The sequence below is a fragment of the Variovorax gossypii genome (genome assembly GCF_003965815.1).
Classification (GTDB): Bacteria; Pseudomonadota; Gammaproteobacteria; order Burkholderiales; family Burkholderiaceae_C; genus Variovorax; species Variovorax gossypii.
Genome location: NZ_RXOE01000006.1, coordinates 286,694 through 308,028, shown reverse-complemented (window position 1 = coordinate 308,028; position 21,335 = coordinate 286,694). Strand labels below are relative to the sequence as shown.

At 68.5% G+C, this 21,335-nt stretch carries 18 protein-coding genes; 15 read left to right on the top strand and 3 right to left on the bottom strand.

What is annotated here, in order from left to right; genetic code table 11:
- Positions 1-51: 51 nt before the first annotated feature.
- Genes EJP69_RS22055 through EJP69_RS22045 form a run of 3 tightly spaced genes read left to right on the top strand, consistent with a single transcriptional unit; the run spans position 52 to position 3,244 of the window.
- On the top strand, positions 52-1,860 hold the full coding sequence (locus EJP69_RS22055; RefSeq protein ID WP_126472496.1) for an ArnT family glycosyltransferase: 1,809 nt from the start codon (positions 52-54) through the stop codon (positions 1,858-1,860).
- Positions 1,857-2,846, top strand: a complete 990-nt coding sequence (locus EJP69_RS22050) for a glycosyltransferase family 2 protein (RefSeq protein WP_126472495.1) — start codon at positions 1,857-1,859, stop codon at positions 2,844-2,846. The genes EJP69_RS22055 and EJP69_RS22050 overlap by 4 nt, the downstream gene beginning before the upstream one ends.
- Positions 2,843-3,244 (top strand): GtrA family protein, encoded by a 402-nt coding sequence (locus tag EJP69_RS22045; protein WP_126472494.1) that lies wholly within the window; start codon positions 2,843-2,845, stop codon positions 3,242-3,244. Before EJP69_RS22050 ends, EJP69_RS22045 begins: the two co-directional genes overlap by 4 nt.
- 34 nt (positions 3,245-3,278) lie before the next feature.
- On the opposite strand, the gene EJP69_RS22040 is transcribed toward EJP69_RS22045, so the two are convergent.
- The 3 genes from EJP69_RS22040 to EJP69_RS22030 form a co-directional block, all read right to left on the bottom strand.
- Entirely contained in the window at positions 3,279-4,478 is a 1,200-nt protein-coding gene (locus EJP69_RS22040; protein WP_126472493.1) for an amidohydrolase family protein, read from the bottom strand.
- Positions 4,433-5,197, bottom strand: coding sequence for a TetR/AcrR family transcriptional regulator (locus EJP69_RS22035; RefSeq protein WP_093206757.1), 765 nt, complete (start codon positions 5,195-5,197; stop codon positions 4,433-4,435). The genes EJP69_RS22040 and EJP69_RS22035 overlap by 46 nt, the downstream gene beginning before the upstream one ends.
- A 118-nt stretch (positions 5,198-5,315) precedes the next feature.
- Positions 5,316-6,089: a ferredoxin--NADP reductase gene (locus EJP69_RS22030; protein WP_093206758.1), complete on the bottom strand. Its 774-nt coding sequence runs from the start codon at positions 6,087-6,089 to the stop codon at positions 5,316-5,318.
- Positions 6,090-6,412: 323 nt separating this feature from the next.
- On the opposite strand from EJP69_RS22030, the gene EJP69_RS22025 reads away from it, so the two are divergent.
- The 12 genes from EJP69_RS22025 (at position 6,413) to EJP69_RS21970 (ending at position 21,275) form a co-directional block, all read left to right on the top strand.
- Entirely contained in the window at positions 6,413-8,035 is a 1,623-nt protein-coding gene (locus EJP69_RS22025) for a 6-hydroxynicotinate reductase (RefSeq protein WP_126472492.1), read from the top strand.
- Positions 8,036-8,037: 2 nt separating this feature from the next.
- Complete coding sequence (locus EJP69_RS22020; protein WP_126472491.1) at positions 8,038-8,955, top strand: UPF0280 family protein; 918 nt, start codon at positions 8,038-8,040, stop codon at positions 8,953-8,955.
- Between the two features lie 21 nt (positions 8,956-8,976).
- On the top strand, positions 8,977-9,618 hold the full coding sequence (locus EJP69_RS22015; protein WP_126472490.1) for an amino acid synthesis family protein: 642 nt from the start codon (positions 8,977-8,979) through the stop codon (positions 9,616-9,618).
- Positions 9,619-9,670: 52 nt separating this feature from the next.
- A complete protein-coding gene (locus tag EJP69_RS22010) occupies positions 9,671-10,255 on the top strand; it encodes an amino acid synthesis family protein (protein WP_093206762.1) in 585 nt (194 codons plus the stop codon).
- Between the two features lie 79 nt (positions 10,256-10,334).
- Entirely contained in the window at positions 10,335-11,540 is a 1,206-nt protein-coding gene (locus tag EJP69_RS22005) for an ABC transporter substrate-binding protein (protein ID WP_019658426.1), read from the top strand.
- A 79-nt stretch (positions 11,541-11,619) separates the two neighbouring features.
- Entirely contained in the window at positions 11,620-13,560 is a 1,941-nt protein-coding gene (locus EJP69_RS22000; protein WP_093206763.1) for an ABC transporter permease, read from the top strand.
- Positions 13,557-14,345: an ABC transporter ATP-binding protein gene (locus EJP69_RS21995; RefSeq protein WP_093206764.1), complete on the top strand. Its 789-nt coding sequence runs from the start codon at positions 13,557-13,559 to the stop codon at positions 14,343-14,345. Before EJP69_RS22000 ends, EJP69_RS21995 begins: the two co-directional genes overlap by 4 nt.
- On the top strand, positions 14,342-15,076 hold the full coding sequence (locus EJP69_RS21990) for an ABC transporter ATP-binding protein (RefSeq protein WP_019658423.1): 735 nt from the start codon (positions 14,342-14,344) through the stop codon (positions 15,074-15,076). Before EJP69_RS21995 ends, EJP69_RS21990 begins: the two co-directional genes overlap by 4 nt.
- Positions 15,077-15,105: 29 nt before the next feature.
- Positions 15,106-15,831 carry a bifunctional nicotinamidase/pyrazinamidase gene (gene pncA, locus EJP69_RS21985; RefSeq protein ID WP_126472489.1) on the top strand — a complete coding sequence of 242 codons (726 nt, stop codon included), beginning with the start codon at positions 15,106-15,108 and terminating at the stop codon, positions 15,829-15,831.
- A gap of 53 nt (positions 15,832-15,884) precedes the next feature.
- Entirely contained in the window at positions 15,885-17,054 is a 1,170-nt protein-coding gene (locus EJP69_RS21980; protein WP_240652260.1) for an ABC transporter substrate-binding protein, read from the top strand.
- On the top strand, positions 17,032-17,532 hold the full coding sequence (locus EJP69_RS21975) for a (2Fe-2S)-binding protein (RefSeq protein ID WP_126472488.1): 501 nt from the start codon (positions 17,032-17,034) through the stop codon (positions 17,530-17,532). The genes EJP69_RS21980 and EJP69_RS21975 overlap by 23 nt, the downstream gene beginning before the upstream one ends.
- Positions 17,529-21,275: a molybdopterin cofactor-binding domain-containing protein gene (locus EJP69_RS21970; protein ID WP_126472487.1), complete on the top strand. Its 3,747-nt coding sequence runs from the start codon at positions 17,529-17,531 to the stop codon at positions 21,273-21,275. Before EJP69_RS21975 ends, EJP69_RS21970 begins: the two co-directional genes overlap by 4 nt.
- The last annotated feature ends 60 nt before the right edge of the window (positions 21,276-21,335 follow it).

Below are 21,335 nucleotides of genomic sequence, written 5' to 3'. Positions count from 1 at the left end.
CCTGCCGGCCGGTGCGGCCGCCCGGCGCGGGGAGTTGTTATTCAGAAGCTGATGTTTGCAGCCGCGCAGTACGCGGCACTGGCGGTCTTCGTGGTGGGCTGCTGGGGCTATGGACGCGCGCTGCTGGGCCGCCTGGCGCCGCCGCCGCGCCGCGATGCGGGGCTCGAGGCCGCCATGGCCGTGGCGCTTGGCGTGGGCCTGTTCATCTGCGCGTTCCAGGCGCTGGCCATCTTCGGAGCCTTCAAGGTCGGCGCGACCGTGGCCCTCGTCGTGGTGGGCGTGCTGGCTGCGGCGGTGCAGCTGCCGGCGTGGCTGCGCGAGCGGCGCGCGCTGCTCGCCAACGTGCAGGCCGTGCCCTGGAGCTATCCGGAACGCGTCGCGGCGATCGCATTGGCCCTGGTCGTGCTGCCGGCGCTGGTGGCGCCGCTCGCGCCGCCCATCGCCTTCGACGAGCTGATGTACCACCTGCCCTACGCGCGCCAGGTGGCGCAGCAGGGCTCGCTGGGCATCCACGACTGGCTGCGCTACCCCTGGTTCCCGTACAACTACAACCTGCTGTACGCCGCCGCGCTGCAGCTGAGCGACGACGTGCTGCCGCACTTCCTGAACGCCCTGGCCGGCGCGCTGTCGGTCGTGATGATCTATCGCCTCGGCATGCTGCACGCCAACCGGCTCACCGCATGCATCGGCGCGGCCATCTGGCTGGGGCTCGGCGACTATTCCAACGCGCTGATCGACATGGGCGTGGCGCTGTTCGTGCTGTCGGCCTGCGTGGCGCTGTGGTGGTGGCGCGAATCGGAGCCCGGCAAGCCCACGCACGGCGGCATCCGCTGGCTCGGCCTGGCGGCGTTCTGCCTCGGCGTGGCCGCGGGCTCGAAGTACCAGGCGCTGGTCTTCCTGCCGCTGGTGGCGCCGTTCGTCTTCCGCCACGAGCGCAGCCCCAAGGCCTGGGCGCTGGTGTTCGTCTGCTTCCTGATTCCCTGCGTGTACTGGTATGCGCGCAACGCCATCATGACGGGCGACCCCTTCAACCCCATCGGCGCGCGGGTGTTCGGCTTCACAGAATGGACGCCGGCCGACTACGTGCAGCAGGTGGCTGACGTGCGCGTGCATGCCGAGCTGCCCAACGCGCTGATCTGGTCCGTGTTCTTCGCGCCGTTCAGCGTGCTCTGGAAGCGCTCCGCGGCCGTGCGCGCCGCCGGCTGGTTCTGCCTGTACTCGCTGGTGGTGTGGGTCGCGACCTCGCGCTACCCGCGCTACCTGACGGCTTCGTTCCCGCTGCTGGCGGCCATCGCGGCCATCGGCTGGCAGGTGCTGTTCGGCTGGGCGGCGTCGGGCGTGAAGCGGCTGTTCGGTGCGAAGGCGCCGCAGCCGCAGGATGCCAGTGCCACCGTGGCGCGCTCCGGCGCCCGCGTGGGCGACTGGGTGCTCGTGCTGCTGCTGGCCGCGATGGCCGCCGTCTCCGTGCGCCAGACCGCGGTCAAGGTCTCGATGGTCGCGGTCACGCCCGAGGCCCGCGAGGCCGTGCTGCGCAAGCATGTGCCGGGCTATGCCGTCATGGACTACCTGCGCCGGACCGCCAAGGGCCGCGTCTACCAGGTCGCGTTGAACGAGGCGATCTACTACGGCCCCAACCCCATCTGGGGCGACACCCTCGGGCCCTGGCGCTATACCGACTTCGGGCGCCTGTCGGGCGGCGACCTCGCACGAAAGCTCTCGGGTATGGGCTTCGTCGCGGTCGTGCTGCCCGACTCGGTGGCGCCCGTGTTCAGCGCGCGCATCGATTTCGACAAGTACTTCGCCGTGGAATACGAGAAGGACGGCAGCCGCGTCTACCGTATCCTTCCCGTCGCACCATGACCGACGACGCAGACTTCTCCAGCAGCCCGATCCGCAGCAGCGGCGGCGGCCTGCGCATCGCCGTGGTCATCCCCTGCTACAACGAGGCGCTCGCCATCGCGCAGGTGGTGCAGGGTTTTCGTGCCGCGCTGCCCGGGGCCGAGATCCACGTCTTCGACAACAACTCCAGCGACGACACGGCCGCCGTGGCGCGCGCGGCCGGCGCCACCGTCACGCACGTGGCGCTGCGCGGCAAGGGCAACGTGGTGCGGCGCATGTTCGCCGACGTCGATGCCGACGTGTACGTGATGACCGACGGCGACGCCACCTACGACGCCGGCGCCGCGCCGCGCCTCGTCGAACGACTGGTGCGCGACAACCTCGACATGGTGGTCGGCAGCCGCGTGGACGACGGCCAGGACGCACACACCTACCGCGCAGGCCATCGCTTCGGCAACCGCATGCTCACGGGCGCGGTGGCGCAGCTCTTCGGTGGCGGCCTCACCGACATGCTCTCGGGCTACCGCGTGTTCTCGCGGCGCTATGCCAAGTCGTTCCCGGCGCTGTCGCGGGGCTTCGAGACGGAGACCGAGCTCACCGTGCACGCGCTCGAGCTACGCATGCCCTATGCCGAGGAGGCCACCGCCTACAGCACGCGGCCCGAAGGCTCGGTCAGCAAGCTCTCGACCTACCGCGACGGCTGGCGCATCCTCAAGACCATCTGCAAGCTGTTCGTGAGCGAGCGGCCGCTGCAGTTCTTCTCGATCATCGGCGGGCTGCTGGTGCTGATGTCGATCGCACTGGTCGTGCCGCTCTTCATGACCTACATGCAGACCGGCCTGGTGCCCCGGCTCCCCACAGCGGTGCTGGCCACCGGCGCGATGCTGGCGGCCATGCTGTCCTTCGTGTGCGGCGTCATCATGCAGGCCATCACCCTGGGGCGGCGGGAGGCCAAGCGGCTGAGCTATCTCGCGATTCCCAGCGTGCGCGAGCAGGCCTCGCGATGAAGATCGGCCGCGAGTTCCTCGCGTTCGCCGCCGTCGGCGTGATCGGGCTCGTGGTCGACGTGGTGGTGCTGTACCTGCTGGCGCCGCTGCTGGGCTGGTATGTCGCGCGGGTGGTGTCGTTCCTCGCGGCGGCCACCACCACCTGGGCCTTCAACCGCCGCTACACCTTCGCGGCGAGCGCGGCCGCCAGCCGTTCGATCTGGCGCGAATACCTCGGCTACCTGGCGACCATGGCGGCCGGCGCGGTGCTCAACTACGGCGCCTATGTGCTGACGCTGCACTGGGTCGAAGGCCGCTGGGCCGCGGCACTGGGCGTGGTGCTCGGCAGCCTCGCGGGCATGAGCGCCAACTTCCTGTCGGCGCGCTACCTGGTCTTTCGCTCGCACCGCAACGGCTGAGGCCGGCGATGCGGCGCATTGCGCCGCATCGTGCTCAGTGCGCGCCCGAGACGACCACCGGAATTTCGGTCGCCGGCGGCGTGTTGCGGCTACGGCCGCAGCGCACGATGCCGTCGATCATCACCATGCCCACGCCCGGGATGTCGCCGAGCTGCACGCTCTCGAGCAGCCCCGGCGCGGGCGAATGCTGGGCGCGGTCCATGAACACGAAGTCGGCGGCGCGCCCCACCTCGACCAGGCCGCAGTTGAGCTTGCGGATCTTCGCGGTGTTGCCCGTCGCGAAGCAGAACACCAGCTCTGCCGGGATGTTCGCGATGGACGACAGCATCGCCACCATGCGCAGAATGCCCAGCGGCTGCACGCCCGAGCCCGCGGGGCCGTCGGTGCCGAGGATCACGCGGTGCGGGCACTTGAGCTCCAGGGCCGCCTTCGCCGCCGCGATGGCGACCTTCTCGTTGCCGTTGTGCACGATCTCGATGGCGCGCGAGCTCTTCTCGCACAGCTCGCACACGTGCGCCTCGGGCAGCGAGGTGTGGCCGCCGTTGATGTGGCCGATGACGTCGGCGTCGGCCTCGAGCACCACGTCCTTGTCGATCAGGCCGGAGCCCGGGATCGACGGACCGCCTGTGTGGATCGTGCTCTGGATGCCGTACTTGCGCGCCCAGGCCACCATCTCCTTGGCCTCGTAGCCGGCCTTCACCGAGCCCAGGCCCACTTCGCCGAGCAGCCCCACGCCGGCCTCGGCCAGTTCCTTGAAGTCGCTCTCGACCATGCCCTTCTCGATGACCGGCGCGCCCGCGAGCACCTTCACGCCGCCGGGGCGGAAGTTGTCGAAGGCGCGCTGCGCGGTGATGGCCAGGGCCTTCAGGCCCACGATGTCCTTCGGGCGGCCGGGCAGGTGCACCTCGCCGGCGGAAATCATGGTGGTCACGCCGCCATGCATGGTGGAGTCGATCCAGCCGAGCTGGCCCTGGCGCGGCGTCCAGTCGCCGAACACCGGGTGCACATGGCTGTCGATCAGACCGGGCGCCACGCAGGTCTTCTTCGCGTCGATGACGGTGACCGCGCCTTCGAGATCGCAGTCCTTTTCCTTGCCGACCGCGACGATCAGGCCGTCGTTCACGACGATGGTGTCGGCGTCGAGGATGGGCTTGTCGATGTCGCCCGAGAGCAGCAGCCCGATGTTCTTTATGACGACCTTGCCCGACTTGCCGCCGGCTGCGATTTCTGCCATTTCGATGTGTCCTCGTGGGATGTGGTGGAGTTGTTCTCGTCGTCCTGCGGCTCGTCGGCGTCCGCGCGCACCGTGCGCAGCAGCGTCTCGATCACGAAGTCTTCCCAGTGCGCGATGGCCTCGGGCGACTCCAGCGGTTCACCGAGGAAGGCGGTGAGCGTGTGCCGGTTGGATGTGTAGAAGTAGCCCGTGGACGCGATCAGCAGGTAGATGTCGCGTGCCACCAGATCCTTGCGGAACAGGCCCTGCGAGGCACCGCTCGCCAGGATCTCCGCAATGATCGCCACCGCGCGCGACGAGTACTCGCGGGCGCGCAGCGACTTCGAAATGTGCCGGCCCTTGTGCAGGTTCTCGGTGTTCAGCAGCGTGACGAACTCGGGGTTCTTGCGGTAGTAGCCCAGCACGAAGCGGATGACTTCGGTGAGCGCGTCCACCGGCCGCGAGGCGTCGAGCGCGATGGCCGCTTCGGCGTCGTCCATGCGCTGGTAGATGCCTTCGAGCACTGCAATGAAGAGGCCTTCCTTGCTGCCGAAGTAGTAGTAGATCATCCGGTCGTACGACTTCGCGGCCTTGGAGATCTTCTCCACGCTGCCGCCGTCGTAGCCGTACTTGGCGAAGACCTTGGTCGCCGCCTTCAGGATGCTGTCGCGCGTGGCCTGGGCAGCCGCCTCGCGCACGCCCGTGCGGCGCTGCGGCTTGGTGACTACCTTGCGTTCCATCGGAGGGCGGGATGAAGAGGGAGGCGGTCGCCGCCGGGCCGCCCCAAGGCGGACCGCGCCTCCCCCATGGGGGGTGGAGTTACACGAGCACAGCGAGTGAAAAGCCGGGGGGCCTTCATTACTTCTCTGCGAAGGCCCGCTCGACGACGAAGTCGCCCGGCGTCGAAGTGTTGCCTTCCTTGAAGCCGCGCTTCTCGAGGATGTGCTTCAGGTCGACCAGCAGGCCGGGGCTGCCGCACAGCATGACGCGATCTTCCTCGACGTTCAGCGGCGGCAGGCCGAGGTCGTCAGTGAGCTTGTTGCTCTCGATCAGGTCGGTGATGCGGCCCTGGTTGCGGAACTCCTCGCGCGTGACCGTCGGGTAGTACAGCAGCTGCTTGGCGATCATCTCGCCCAGGAACTCGTGCTTGGGCAGGTGGTCGGTCACGAGGTCGTGATAGGCCAGCTCGTCGACCTGGCGCACGCCGTGCACCAGGATGACCTGCTCGAACTTCTCGTAGGTGTCCGGGTCGCGGATGATGCTCATGAACGGTGCGAGGCCGGTGCCGGTGCCGAACAGGTACAGGCGCTTGGCCGGCAGCGTGTAGTCGATCAGCAGCGTGCCGGTGGGCTTGCGGCCCACGATGATGGTGTCGCCCACCTGGATGTGCTGCAGCTTCGAGGTCAGCGGGCCTTCTTCCACCTTGATGCTCAGGAACTCGAGATGCTCCTCGTAGTTCGGGCTCACGATGCTGTAGGCGCGCAGCAGGGGCTTGTTGTTGACCTTCAGGCCGATCATCGTGAAATGACCGTTCGAGAAGCGCAGCGCCGGGTCGCGCGTGGTGGTGAAGGTGAACAGGCGGTCGGTCCAGTGGTGGACGCTCAGGACGCGTTCTTCGCTGAATGCACTCATACGGAACTCAAGAGTTGGTTGGTAACTAGGGAGGTTGGCTTAGCCTGCGTGCACGCCTTTGGGGCGAAAGCCGCCGGCCGGCTCCGAACCCTCCATTGTCGTTGGTCGGAGAAACCCCGATGAACACCGCGAGAAAACACCATTGCAAGCATCGGGCCCGTTTGCTACATTGACCTTTGATGTAGTGAATGCAACATGAAAGTGTAGGGAATGCTACACAAACGGAAGTCGATGCACAAGCGGGCGGACGGCACGTTTGTTGCAAACCCCGGCAGCCTGCAATTGCACCTTCGCACACGACCGAACGCCAAGAGATCGCCCCGATGACAGAACACACCAAGACAGACGGCCTCCCGGGCATGGACATGCCCGTGGTGGCCGAAGCCGGCAGCAGCGCCTTCGGCAAGGCACCGCTGCGCAACGAGCGCATGAGCTCCGCCAAGGTCGAGTGCAACGCCTGCCCGGTGCTGTGCCAGATCTCCGACGGCCGCACCGGCGCCTGCGACCGCTATGCCAATAAAGAGGGCGTGCTGGTGCGCGTCGATCCCGTGGTGCTGCTGCGCCGCACGATCGAGAGCGAAGCGCCCGTGCTGGTGCCCTTCGACCGCCCCGGCGCCGAAGCTGCCGAGTCGGCCGATGCCGCCCCCGACTGGAACGGCGACCTGCTGCACTCCGACGAAGTCTTCGTCACCGGCGTGGGCTCCTCCACCACCTACCCAGACTACAAGCCCGCCCCCTTCATCGTGGCCTCCAAGGCCCAGGGCGTGGACATGGTCACCGTCGTCACCGAAGGCATCTTCAGTTACTGCAGCTTCAAGGTGAAGATCGACACCGACCGCTTCCTGGGCCCCGAGCAGGCCAACGTGCGCTACCGCGGCGAGGTCGTGGGCCACGTGACCACGGCCGAATACGGCTCGCAGATGCTCTCGCTCGGCGGCGTTCACCACCTCACCGGCGGCAGCAAGAAGGAAGGCCGCATGACGGCCGAGCTGATGCAGCTGCTGGGCAACAAGAAGGCGGTGGAGTGCACCATCGACGGCGGCTCCACCCTCGTCATCCAGGCGGGCAAGGCGCCCATCGTCAACGGCGTGGAAGAGCAGCGCATGCGCGTGGGCTGCGGTTCTGCTGCGGTCGGCATCTTCGCGCGCCAGTTCGCCGGCGTGGCCGACGAGGTGGTGGTGGTCGACGACCACATCACCGGCGTGCTCACCGAGCACCAGGCCGGCCGCTGCCTCGACATGGCGCCCTCGGGCATCCAGATGCTGGGCCGCAAGTCCACGCCGGGGCGCTACTTCCAGGTGGCGAACCCGGGCAACGGCTGGGGCGGCACCGACATCGCCGATCCGCTCGCGATCATCGAAGGCTGGGAAGAGGGCGTCGCGCGCCCCGGCCTGCGCCTGCTCATGACCTCGACCACCGGCGAGCATGCGCAGTGGTACGTGCTCGACGACGCGCTCAAGCCCGTCGAGCAGCCCATGCCGCCCGAGGTGAAGCGCATCGTCGACCGCATCGGCGAGAACTGCGAACCCTCGCTGTGCACCGTGCTGTTCCTCGGCGGTGCAGGCGGCAGCCTGCGCGCGGGGGTCACCGAGAACCCGGTGCTGCTCACGCGCGCCATCAAGCGCGCGCTGGTCAACGTCACCTGCGGCGGTGCGCCGGCCTACGTGTGGCCGGGCGGCGGCATCACGGTGATGGCCGACGTCATGCGCATGCCCGACAACAGCTTCGGCACCGTGCCCACGCCCGCCATCGTCGCGCCCATCGAGTTCAGCATGCGGCGCGACGACTACGAGGCGCTCGGCGGCCACGTCGAGCACATCTTCCCGCTCGAACAGGCGCTCGCGCGTGGTGCATGGCAGGAAGACGGCGCACCGCTTGCGCGCCAATGGCTCGCGGTGGACGACGCCAACCCGTGGCCGCTCGGCCACGCCCCGATGCTGGGCTGATCATGTCCGCCCAACGCAGTGCGCTCGACAAGAGCCGCTGGCACTTCAACCACGGCCCGATCGACATCGTGGCCGAGGCGTACGGCGACCCGTACGCCGTCGCCGCTGCGCACGACGCGGCCTGGGCGCGCTTCGTTCACGTGCTCGACGAACTGGTGCGCGAACTGCCGCTTCTGCGTCTGCCCGTCACTGAAAAGATGCGGCCGCGCAACGTGGTGGCCCGTCGCATGTGGGATGCCTGCGCCGCGTTCTCTCCGATGTTCATCACGCCGATGGCGGCGGTGGCCGGTTCGGTCGCGCAGGAGCTCATCGCCTTCTACGAGCGCCCCGGCATCGAGCGCGCGTGGATCAACAACGGCGGCGACATCGCGCTGCACCTCGCGCCCGGGCAGTCCGCGCGCGTGGGCGTGTTCGCCGACATCGCGCGCTTCGACTGGCGCACCCATGTCGATGGCGGCAGCGGCATCCTCACGACGGACGGCCAGTTCGAGTTGCGCGCCGACCAGCCCGTGCGCGGCGTCGCCACCAGCGGCTGGCGCGGGCGCAGTTTCTCGCTGGGCATCGCCGACAGCGTGACGGTGCTGGCCGCCACGGCAGCGCAGGCCGATGCCGCCGCGACAGTGATCGCCAATGCCGTCGACGTGGACGACGATGCCATCGCGCGCCGCCCCGCGAACGAGTGCAAGGACGACAGCGATCTCGGCGACACGCTCGTCACCGTCGACGTGCCGACGCTGGCCCCCGCGCAGGTGCGCAGCGCACTCGATACGGGCGTGGTGTGCGCCAAGGTCCTGCAAAAAGGAGGGCTCGTCTGGGCCGTTCTACTCGTTTGTCAGGGGCAGTGGAGACTTGTCGAGCCCTTATGCTCGAAGGCGCTCGACACAGAGCTGCCGAAATCCGTTGGTTCAGTATTTGCTTAACGAAAAGCAAGGTTCTTTTTCATGATCGAAATCCGCCGCGTCTTCACCCATGTCGAGCACATCCACCACGAGTTCGGACCGCGCGCCGACACCCCGCTGGTGCGCGGTGCCATCGGCGCGGTGCTGACCAATCCGTTCGCGGGTCGCTACGAACCCGACATCCTGCCGATGATGGCGCTGCTCGACCCCGTGGGCGTCGACATGGCGCACCGCCTGCACGCCGCCATGGACGTGCCGCTGGAGCAGATCGCCACCTACGGCAAGGGCGCCATCGTCGGCGCCGACGGCGAGCTGGAGCATGGCGCCCTGTGGCACGTGCCAGGCGGCTATGCGATGCGCGAACTGCTCGGCTGGAAAGGCAGCCGCGCCGCCTACACCGCGGGCAAGGCGGAAGAGAAGACCGGCCAGCCCGGCAACGCGCTGTCGATCGTGCCCTCCACCAAGAAGGTCGGCCCGCCCGGCGCCGCGCTCGACGTGCCGCTCACCAACATCAACGCCAGCTACGTGCGCGGCCAGTTCGACGCCATCGAAGTGCGCGTGCCCGGTGCTCCGGCGGCCGACGAGATCGTCTTCATCCTCGCGATGAGCACGGGCTACCGCGTGCATGCCCGCGTGGGCGGGCTGCTCGCGAAGGACATCAGCAAGTGGGACGGCCTGCGCTGAGCAGCAGCACCCGACGCAACCGCACAGAGACAAGACAAGGAACACACAGAACATGACCGCCAACATCCGCAAGCTCGTCATCCAGGTCGACGAAACCCGCAAGGAAATGGGCAAGGACATCACGCCGCCCACGCGCCGCGCCGTCGCCATCGCCGTCATCGAGAACCCGTACGCGGGCCGCTACAGCGAGAACCTCGACGAACTCATCGCCATCGGCGAGGAACTCGGCGCGCTGCTGGGCCAGAAGGCTGTGAAGGCGCTGGGCATCGAGCCCGGCCAGGCACAGAGCTACGGCAAGGCCGCCATCGTCGGCGAGCGCGGCGAGCTCGAGCATGCCGCCGCCATCCTGCATCCCAAGCTCGGCGCGCCGCTGCGCGTGGCAGTGGAGAAGGGCGCGGCGCTCGTGCCCTCGGCCAAGAAGCAGGGCACGCTGGGCACCGCCATCGACGTGCCGCTGGGCCATAAAGATGCCGCATTCGTGCGCAGCCACTTCGACGCGGTGGAAGCCCGCGTGAGCGACGCGCCGCGCGCCAACGAGATCGTGGTGGCTGTGGCCGTCACCGACAGCGGTCGCCCGCTGCCGCGCATCGGCGGCCTGCAGGTCTCCGAGATCAAGGGCGAAGACGGCCTGCGCTGAGACGCGCCGCATCGTCCAGCCAGAGTCCCGCGCCCCAACAACTCGAATTCTTTCTGCCTTAACCCCTAGGAGCTTCTCGATGAATCCATTGCGCCATGTTTTCTGCGCCGCATCCGTCGTCACGCTGGCCACGGCCCTCGTTCCCGCGCACGCGCAGGGCGTGATCAAGATCGGTGAAATCAACAGCTACAAGGCGCAACCCGCCTTCCTCGAGCCCTACAAGAAGGGCATGGAACTCGCGGTCGACGAGATCAACGCCAAGGGCGGCATCAACGGAAAGAAGATCGAGCTCATCAGCCGCGACGACAACGCCAACCCCGGCGACGCCGTGCGCGTGGCCGAAGAACTCATCTCGCGCGAGAAGATCGACGTGCTGGCTGGCGCCTTCCTGTCGAACACCGGCCTGGCGCTGACCGACTTCGCCAAGCAGAAGAAGTTCTTCTATCTCGCGGCCGAGCCGCTCACCGACAAGATCGTCTGGAGCAACGGCAACAAGTACACCTACCGCCTGCGTCCCTCGACCTACATGCAGGTCGCGATGCTGGTGCCCGAGGCCGCCAAGCTCAAGAAGAAGCGCTGGGCGCTCGTGTACCCCAACTACGAATACGGCCAGTCGTCGGTCGCCACCTTCAAGACGCTGCTGAAGGCCGCGCAGCCCGACGTCGAGTTCGTCGCCGAGCAGGCACCGCCGCTGGGCAAGGTCGATTCGGGCAGCGTGGTGCAGGCCCTGGCCGATGCCAAGCCCGATGCCATCTTCAACGTGCTGTTCGGCGCCGACCTTTCCAAGTTCGTGCGCGAAGGCAACACGCGCGGCCTGTTCAAGGACCGCGAGGTGGTGAGCGTGCTGACCGGCGAGCCCGAGTACCTCGACCCGCTGAAAGACGAAGCGCCCAACGGCTGGATCGTCACCGGCTATCCCTGGAACGGCGTGAAGACGCCCGAGCACAAGGCCTTCCTCGACGCCTACCAGGCCAAGTTCAAGGACTATCCGCGCCTGGGCTCGGTGGTCGGCTACAGCGCCATCCACTCGATCGCGGCCGGTATCAAGAAGGCCGGCGGCACTGACACTGAAAAACTCGTGGCCGCCTTCAAGGGCCTGCAGGTCGACACGCCCTTCGGCAAGATCAGCTATCGCGCGCAGGACAACCAGTCCACCATGGGCGCCTACGTCGGCAAGACCAAGAACGACGGCGGCAAGGGCGTGATGGTCGACTATGTCTACCTCGACGGCGCCAAGTTCCAGCCGAGCGATGACGAAGTGAAGAAGATGCGCCCCGCCGACTGATCGCGCGGCTCCTGCACTGCATCCGCAGCCCTTGCACCAAGGCGCGGATGCGGATGTCTCCAGTTTCCTCAGGGTCCTTATGAGTTTCTCAGGCTTCGTTGTTCAGTTGCTCAACGGGTTGGCCGGCGCGTCCTCGCTCTTCTTCGTGGCGGCCGGTCTCTCGTTGATCTTCGGCGTGACGCGCATCGTCAATTTCGCCCATGGATCGTTCTTCATGGTGGGCATCTACCTCGCGTACACGCTCGTCGACAAGCTGGGTTCGAGCCTGGGCTTCTGGCCCGCGCTGCTGATCGCGGCGCTGGCGGTCGGCGTGCTCGGCGCGCTGATCGAGGTGCTGCTGCTGCGCCGCATCTACAAGGCGCCGGAACTGTTCCAGCTGCTCGCCACCTTCGCGCTGGTGCTCGTCATCAAGGACGCGGTGCTGTGGCTGTGGGGTCCCGACGAACTGCTCGGCCCGCGCGCGCCCGGCCTCAAGGGCTCGGTCGAGATCCTCGGGCGGCAGTTTCCTTCCTATGACCTGTTCCTGATCGTGATCGGCCCGGTGGTGCTCGGCCTCGTGTGGCTGCTGCTCACCCGCACGCGCTTCGGCACGCTGGTGCGCGCCGCCACGCAAGACCGCGAGATGGTCAGCGCGCTGGGCGTCAACCAGGCCTGGCTCTTCACGGCGGTGTTCGCGCTCGGCGCGCTGCTCGCGGGCCTCGGCGGCGCGCTGCAGCTGCCGCGCGAGCCCGCCACGCTCGAGATGGACCTGAACACCATCGGCGCCGCGTTCGTGGTCGTGGTGGTGGGCGGCATGGGCTCGCTGCCCGGCGCCTACATGGCCGCGCTGCTCATCGCCGAGATCAAGGCCGTTTGCATCTGGCTCGGCGTAGTGCAGATCTTCGGCATCGACGTGTCGTTTTCCAAGCTCACGCTGATGGTCGACTTCCTGGTGATGGCCATCGTGCTGGTGTGGCGCCCCTGGGGCCTGTTCGGCCGCCCGCAGGCGCCGAGCCGCTACGTCGGCATGCAGGAGGAACCGCTGCGCCGCCCGAGCAACGCCTACATGGTGGCCGCAGCCGTGCTCGCGCTGCTGCTGGCCGTGGTGCCGTTCCTGACGGTGAACTCGCCCTACACCACGGTGCTGATGATCGACCTGATGATCGCGGCCCTCTTCGCCACCAGCCTGCACTTCATCATGGGCCCGGCCGGCATGCATTCCTTCGGCCATGCCGCGTACTTCGGCCTCGGCGCGTACGGCGCGGCGCTGCTGGTGCGCGCGCTGCACCTGCCGATGGAGCTCGCGCTGGTCGTCGCGCCGCTGATCGCCGCGCTCGGCGCCTTCGTCTACGGCTGGTTCGCGGTGCGGCTGTCGGGCGTGTACCTCGCGATGCTCACGCTGGCCTTCGCGCAGATCACCTGGGCCGTCACCTACCAGTGGGACAGCTTCACCGGCGGCAGCAACGGCCTGACCGGCGTGTGGCCCTCCGAGTGGCTTTCCGACAAGCGGGCCTACTACTGGCTCACGCTGGTGCTCGTGGGCGCGGGCGTGTGGTGGTTGCGCCGCGTGCTGTTCTCGCCCTTCGGCTATGCGCTGCGCGCGGGCCGCGACTCGGTGCTTCGCGCCGACGCCATCGGCATCGACGTCAAGCGCATGCAGTGGGCTGCCTTCGTCATCGCCGGCACCGTGGCCGGCCTGGCGGGTGCGCTCTTCGCCTTCTCCAAGGGCAGCATCTCGCCGGAGACGCTGTCGGTCGGCAGGTCGGTCGACGGCCTCGTGATGGTGCTGCTCGGCGGCATCCAGACGCTCGCGGGCCCGGTGGTCGGCGCCGTCACCTTCACCTGGCTGCACGACACGGTGGCGCGCAACACCGACTACTGGCGCGCGATGCTGGGCGCCATCATCCTGATCCTGGTGCTGCTGTTCCCGCAGGGCATCGCGGGCTCCATCAAGCAGCTGGCCGACCGGTGGCGCGCGCCGAAGGAAGACGAAGTTGCAAAGACCGAAGCCAAGGCCAAGCTCGAGGAGGTGAAGGCATGACCGGAACGCTCCTCAAGGTCGAGAACCTCGGCAAGTCCTTCGGCGGCGTGAAGGCCGTGGACGGCATCAGCTTCGAGCTGCCGCCCGGCGAACTGCTCGCGCTCATCGGGCCCAACGGCGCCGGCAAGTCCACCACCTTCAACATGGTCAACGGCCAGCTCAAGGCCGACCAGGGCTCCATCACGCTCGACGGCCAGGAACTCGTGGGCCGCAAGCCGCGCGAGATCTGGCGCATGGGCGTGGGCCGCACCTTCCAGATCGCCGAGACCTTCGCTTCGCTCACCGTGGTCGAGAACGTGCAGATGGCGCTGCTCTCGCACGACCGCAAGCTGTTTTCCACATGGCGCCGCGCCGCCGACCACAAGCGCGACGAGGCGCTGGCCCTGCTCGACCAGGTCGGCATGAAGTCGCAGGCCGACCGGCCCTGCAGCGTGCTGGCCTACGGCGACGTGAAGCGCGTCGAACTCGCCATCGCGATGGCCAACTCGCCCAAGCTGCTGCTGATGGACGAGCCCACCGCCGGCATGGCGCCCAAGGAGCGCAACTCGCTCATGGCGCTGACCAAGGAACTCGTCATCCAGCGCGGCATGGCCGTGCTCTTCACCGAGCACAGCATGGACGTGGTGTTCGCGTACGCCGACCGCATGATCGTGCTGGCGCGCGGGCGCCTCATCGCGCAGGGCAAGCCGCTGGAGATCCGCGACCATCCGAAGGTGCAGGAGGTGTACTTCGGCACGGGCAAGACATTCGAGAAGAAGGCCGCAGCCGTAGGAGAAGCCGCATGAGCACGCATGAACCCCTGCTTCAGGCCAAGGCCCTGTGCGCCTGGTACGGCGCTGCGCAGATCCTCTACGACGTGGACCTCGAAGTGCGTCGCGGTGAAGTGGTCGCGCTCATGGGCCGCAACGGCGCGGGCAAGTCGACCACGCTGAAGGCGCTGATCGGCATGCTGGCCAAGCGCCGCGGCGCGGTGCGCTTCCTGGGCCACGACATCTCGAAGAGCGAGCCGCACCATGCGGCGCGCCTGGGCCTGGGCTTCGTGCCTGAAGACCGCCGCGTGTTCACCGACCTCACGGTGATGGAGAACCTCGAGGTCGGCAAGCAGGCCGCGCGCCGCTGGGCCGACGGCAGCGACGCGCCGCTGTGGACGCCCGAACGCCTGTTCAAGCTCTTCCCCAACCTCGGCGAGATGCCGAACCGTCCCGGCGGGCGCATGAGCGGCGGCGAGCAGCAGATGCTCACGGTGGCGCGCACGCTCATGGGCAATCCGTATCTTGTGCTGCTCGACGAGCCTTCCGAAGGCGTGGCGCCGGTGATCGTCGAGCAGATGGCCAACATGATCCTGGAGCTCAAGGCGCAGGGCGTGAGCATCCTGCTGTCGGAGCAGAACATGCACTTCGCCGAGCTGGTGTCCGACCGCGCCTATGTGCTCGAGAAGGGCCAGATCCGCTATCACGCCACGATGGCCGAGCTCGCGGCCAACGACGAAGTCCGCCGCGCCTACCTGAGCGTCTGAGTTTTTCTTCAACCCCCGGAGTCCACGCCATGCATCGCAGAACCCTCGTGAAATCCGCCGCAGCCCTCGGGCTGACCGGTGGCCTCGGCAGTGTCGCTTTCAACGCCTTTGCGGCCGGCAAGATCAAGCCCGGCGCCAAGGCGGCGCTGATCGTGGTCGACGTGCAGAACTGTTTTCTCGACGGCGGCACGCTCGCGGTGAAGGGCGGTAACGAGGTCATCCCGGTGATCAACGCGCTGGCTCCAGCGTTCGAGAACATCGTCGTCACGCAGGACTGGCACACGGCGGGCCATGCGTCTTTCGCCAGCACCTACAGCGGCAAGAAGCCCTTCGAGACCACCAAGCTCAGCTACGGCACGCAGGTGCTGTGGCCAGACCACTGCGTGCAGGGCACCGACGACGCGGCGCTCGGCAAGGACCTGAAGGTGCCTACCGCGCAGCTCATCATCCGCAAGGGCTTCCACAAGGAGATGGACAGCTACTCGGCCTTCGAGGAGGCCGACCACAAGACGGCCACGGGCCTTGCCGGCTACCTCAAGGCGCGCGGCATCAAGTCCGTGTTCGTCACCGGCCTGGCCACCGACTTCTGCGTGGCCTGGACCGCGATGGACGCGCGCAAGGCCGGCTTCGAGGCCTACGTGATCGAGGACGCCACGCGCGGCATCGACCTCAACGGTTCGCTGGCCGCTGCGTGGAAGCAGATGACGGCCAAGGGCGTCAAGCGCATCCAGTCGGCCGACATCCAGACCGCCTGAGCGCATTGCCGCAAGAGTCGGAAAGAGCAACAAGAACACGAGACCCACGACGCATGAAGCCCTCGATCTCTAGGCGTGCCATGGTGGCGGGCGGTGCCGCCCTGGCCCTCGGCCCCGGCCTGCTGCGGTCGGCACGCGCGGACAACGGCACGAACGGTGTGAGCGACACCACCATCCGCATCGGTCAGTCGGCCGTGTTCAGCGGGCCGGCGAAAGACTTCGGCATCGACTACCGCGCTGGCATCAAGCTCTACTTCGACCGCGTCAACAAGTCGGGCGGCGTGAACGGCCGCAAGATCGAGCTGGTCACCTACGACGACGCCTACGACCCCGCGAAGACGGCCGTCAACACCGCGAAGCTGATCGACGAGGACAAGGTCTTCGCGCTCGCCGGCTACGTGGCCACCGGCAATCTCGCGGCCGCGATGCCGCTCGCCGAGAAGGCCGGCGTGCCGATGTTCGCGCCGCTGGTGGGCACCACCTCGTTCCGCACCAAGGTCAACCGCTACCTGTTCCACGTGCGCGCGGGCTACGACCTGGAACTGCGCAAGATCATCAGCCACCTCTCGACCATCGGCATCCAGTCGATCGCGGTGGTCTACCAGGACAGCGCCTTCGGCAAGTCGAACCTCGCCACCTGCGAGGAGCTCGCGGCCGACTACAAGGTGAAGGTGCTCAAGACCTTCCCGCTGGCCATCGCGGCCGAGGACGCCAAGCAGGTCGTCTCCGGCCTCGCGGAGGCCAAGCCGGGCGCGGTCGTGATGATCATGGCCGGGCGCATGGTGGAAGTGTTCATGCGCGACTACCGCGCCAGCGCCGTGGGCTCGCCGCTGTACACGCTGTCGGTCGGCATCACCGATGCCGCGGGCTCGGCCAAGCGGCTCGACGGCAAGCTCGCGGGGCTGGTCACGGCCAGCATCGTGCCGCCGCCGCAGGCGCAGCGCGTGCCCATCGTGGCCGACTACCAGCGCGACCGCGCCGAGTTCGGCGAGAAGATCGACAGCTACACCGCGCTCGAAGGCTACATCGTCGCGCGCGTGATGGTGGAAGGCCTGCGCCGGGCGGGCAAGACACTCACGCGCGACAGCTTCATCGCGGGGCTCGAGAGCATCGGCAGCACGCGCTTCGGCGACTTCCCCATCGAGTACAGCGCGAAGAACCACAACGGCTCGAACTTCGTCGACCTGGAGATGTACACCCGTGACGGCCAGTTGCGGCGCTGAGCCGCTGCACCTGCTGGTCAACGGCCAGGCGAAGTCGATCGAGGGCGTGCCGCGCGAGGCGACGCTGCTGCACCTGCTGCGCAATGACCTGGGGTTGAACGGCCCCAAGTACGGCTGCGGGCTGGGCCAGTGCGGCGCCTGCACCGTGCATGTCGACGGCGTGGCCGCGCGTTCGTGCGTGATTCCCGCGCGCGGCGTGGCGGGGCGGGCCATCACCACGCTCGAAGGGCTGGGCTCGCGCGGGGAGTGGCATCCGGTGCAGGCCGCCTTCGAGGAAGCACAGGCCGCGCAGTGCGGCTACTGCCTCAACGGCATGGTGATGCAGGCGGCGGCCCTGCTCGCGCGCGACCCGCTGGCGAGCGAGGCGCGCATCCGTAGCGAGCTCTCGGGCAACCTGTGCCGCTGCGGCACGCACATCGAGATCCTGGACGCGGTGCAGCGCGCGGCGGTGCGCATGCGCGCGCGTCAGGCCGCATGACGCGCCGCGCCGATCTTCCCCGCACGCGCGCCGAGTTCCTGTCGGCCGAGGGCGTGTTGCTGGTGGTGCGCGAGACGCCGCCGGCCCCGGCGCCCGCCAAGGGCCAGCCCGCGTTCGTGGCCGGCAACCCGGTCGAGGGCGACGAAGTCCTTCTCGCCGTTTGGGACGACGGCAGTGCCTCGGCGCTCAACGGCCACGTCGACCTCGGCACCGGCATACAGACCGCGCTGGGGCAGATCGTGGCCGAGGAGCTCGATCTCGGCATGCCCTGCGTGCGCGTGATGCTCGGCGACACGGCGCGCGCGCCCAACCAGGGCGCGACCATCGCCAGCGCGTCGATCCAGATCCATGCACAGCCGTTGCGGCTTGCGGCGGCGCAAGCGCGTGCCTGGCTGTTGGCGCGCGCGGCCGAACGGCTCGGCGTGGCCGCGGATGCGCTGCAGATGCGCAACGGCGTGGTGCGCGTCGCCGAGGCGCCGGACCGCCACATCGCATATGCCGAGCTGGTCGCCGGGCAGCGCACCGTGCTGCGCCTCGACCCGCAGGCCAAGCCCAAGGACCCGGCCGACTATCGCGTGGTCGGCACGCGGCAGGCGCGCGTCGACATCCCGGCCAAGCTGGCGGGCGAACTCGTGTTCGTGCACGACATGCGCGTGCCCGGCATGCTGCACGGCCGGGTGGTGCGTCCGCCGTATGCGGGCGCGGACCACGGCGATTTCATCGGCAACACGCTGGAGTCGGTCGACGAGTCGTCGATCGCGCACATCCCCGGCATTCGCGCCGTGGTGGTCATCCGCGACTTCGTCGGCATCGTGGCCGAACGCGAGGAACACGCCGAGCAGGCCCTGCGCGAGCTGCGCGTGAAGTGGAAGCCGTGGCCCGGCATGCCCGACCTGGGCGACCTCGCCCAGGCCCTGCGCGACAACCCCTCGACGCAGCGGCTGCTGGTCGACGAAGGCGATGTCGACGGAGCCATCGCATCGGCCGCGCAGCCCATGCACCGCACCTACGTGTGGCCGTACCAGATGCATGCGTCCATCGGGCCCTCGTGCGCGCTGGCCGAATGGCGGCCGGCGGACGGCAGCGGCATGCAGCTGCGTTGCTGGGCCGGCTCGCAGAACCCGCACGTGCTGCGCGCCGATCTCGCGAAGCTCATGGGCGTGGAGGACGTGCAGGTCGACGTGGTCCGCATGGAGGCCGCGGGCTGCTATGGCCGCAACGGCGCCGACGACGTGGCCGCCGATGCGGCGCTGCTCGCACGCGCGGTGGGCGCACCGGTGCGCGTGCAGCTCACGCGTGAGCAGGAACACGCGTGGGAGCCCAAGGGCGCCGCGCAGCTCATGGAGATCGACGGCGGCCTCATGGCCGACGGCAGCGTCGCCGCCTACGACTTCGAGACCTCGTACCCGTCGAACGGCGCGCCCACGCTCGCGCTGCTGCTCACGCGCACCATCGAGCCGGTGGCGCAGGCCTTCGAGATGGGCGACCGCACCGCGCGTCCGCCCTACAGCTACGACAACCTGCGCGTGAAGGTCAACGACATGGCGCCGATCGTGCGCGCCTCGTGGCTGCGCGGCGTGTCGGCGCTGCCGAGCTCGTTCGCGCACGAGTCGTACATCGACGAGCTGGCCACGGCCGCGGGCGTCGATCCGGTGCAGTTCAGGCTGCGGCACCTGCAGGACCCGCGCGCCGTCGAACTCGTGCAGGCCACCGCGCAGAAGGCCGGCTGGCGCATGCGCACGGGGCCGCAGGAGAACGCCGACGGCGGGCTCGGCGAAGGCGGCGACATCCTCTTCGGCCAGGGCTTCGCCTATGCGCGCTACATCCACAGCAAGTGGCCGGGCTTCGGCGCGGCATGGGCCGCGTGGGTGGCCGACGTGGAGGTCAATCGCAGGACCGGCGAGGTGCACGTGCGCCGCGTGGTGGTGGGGCATGACGCGGGCTTGATGATCAACCCGGCGGGCGTCGAGCATCAGGTGCACGGCAACGTGATCCAGACCACGAGCCGGGCGCTGAAGGAGCGGGTGCAGTTCGCGCCTCAACAACAGCAGCAACAGGAAGGCACGGCGACCGGCGCTCGGCTGCCGGGCGTGCTGCCTTCCGGCGTGGTCGCGAGCCGCGAGTGGGGCAGCTACCCGATCATCAACTTCCGCGAAGTGCCGGTGATCGAGGTGATGCACATGCCGCGCCCCGGCGAGCCTTCGCTGGGCGCGGGCGAGTCGTCGTCGGTGCCGGGCACTGCGGCGATCGCGAATGCGATCTTCGATGCGACCGGCGTGCGGTTCCGCTCGCCGCCTTTCACGCCGGAGACGGTGCTGGCGGAGCTGAACCGCGGTTCGCTTCCTCCGCCCCCGGGCGAGGGCGCGCGACACGCGAACGGTGATGCAGCAGCGCCCCAGCCTCAGGCTCCTCGTGCGGCTGAAGGCGTCGATGCCGTGTGGCCGCGCCGAAAGGGCCTCTGGGCTACCGGTGCAGCGCTGGTCGTCGGAGGCATCGGCGTCATCGCAGGCCTGCTCGGCTGGCGTTCCGCCATCGCGCCCGTGTCGCTCACCGCGCCGGTCTACAGCCAGGCCACCATCGAGCGCGGCCGGGTGCTCGCCGCGGTCGGCGACTGCGCCGTGTGCCATACGGCCGCCGGCGGTACAGCCAATGCGGGAGGCCGTGCGATGGACACGCCCTTCGGCACGCTCTACACCACCAATCTCACGCCCGACCCGGAGACGGGCCTCGGCCGCTGGTCCTTCAGCGCCTTCCAGCGCGCGATGCGCGAGGGCGTCTCGCGCGATGGCCACTACCTGTATCCCGCATTCCCCTACACCGCCTTCGCGAAGACCAGCGACGACGACCTGCAGGCGCTGTACGCGTACTTCATGTCGCTGCCTGCCGTGCGCGCGGAGACGCCGAAGTCCGAGCTCAAGTTCCCGTTCAGCATCCGGCCGCTGATGGCCGGATGGAATGCGCTCTTCCACGATCCGGCGCCGATGCAGCCCGTGGCCACGCAGAGCGCGGAGTGGAATCGCGGCGCGTACCTCGTCAACGGACTGGGCCACTGCGGTGCCTGCCACACGCCGCGCAACGCGCTGGGTGCGGAGCAGGGCGGCAGTGCCTTCCTCTCGGGCGCGATGGTCGACGGCTGGGAAGCTCCGGCGCTCACGCAGCTGTCGTCGAAGTCGGCGGTGCCATGGGACGCCGACGAGCTCTACCGCTATCTGCGCAACGGCCACACGCAACGCCACGGCATCGCCGGAGGGCCGATGGCCGAGGTGGTGCGCGAACTCGCGCAGGTGCCCGATGAAGACATCCGCGCGATGGCCACTTATCTCGGCTCGTTCAATCCCGCACCTGCCACGCAGCCAGCAGTCGTTGCGCAGCAGGTGGTCGACAACGCCGCGCGCACGCAGGGGCAGTTGCTCGGCCCCGCACAGCGCATGTTCGACAGCGCATGCGCTTCGTGCCATCACGACGGCAACGGCCCCACGCTGCTCGGCGTGAACACGCCGCTCGCGCTCAACAGCAATCTCACCAGCGCGCGACCCGACAACCTGCTGCGCACCATCCTCGACGGCGTGCGCGAACCCGCGAGCCGCGACATCGGCTTCATGCCCGGCTTCCGCGAGGTGCTCGACGACAGGCAGATCGCCGAACTCGCCGGCTACATGCGCGCGCGCTTCGCGCCGCAGGAGCCGGCGTGGACCGACCTGCCCGCCGAGGTGGCGCGCGTGCGCGCAACGCCGGGGCACTGAACCCGGAAAGAGAAGAGCAGGTCGCGCCGTCTCCAGTGTGCGCCGCTACGATGCGACGTA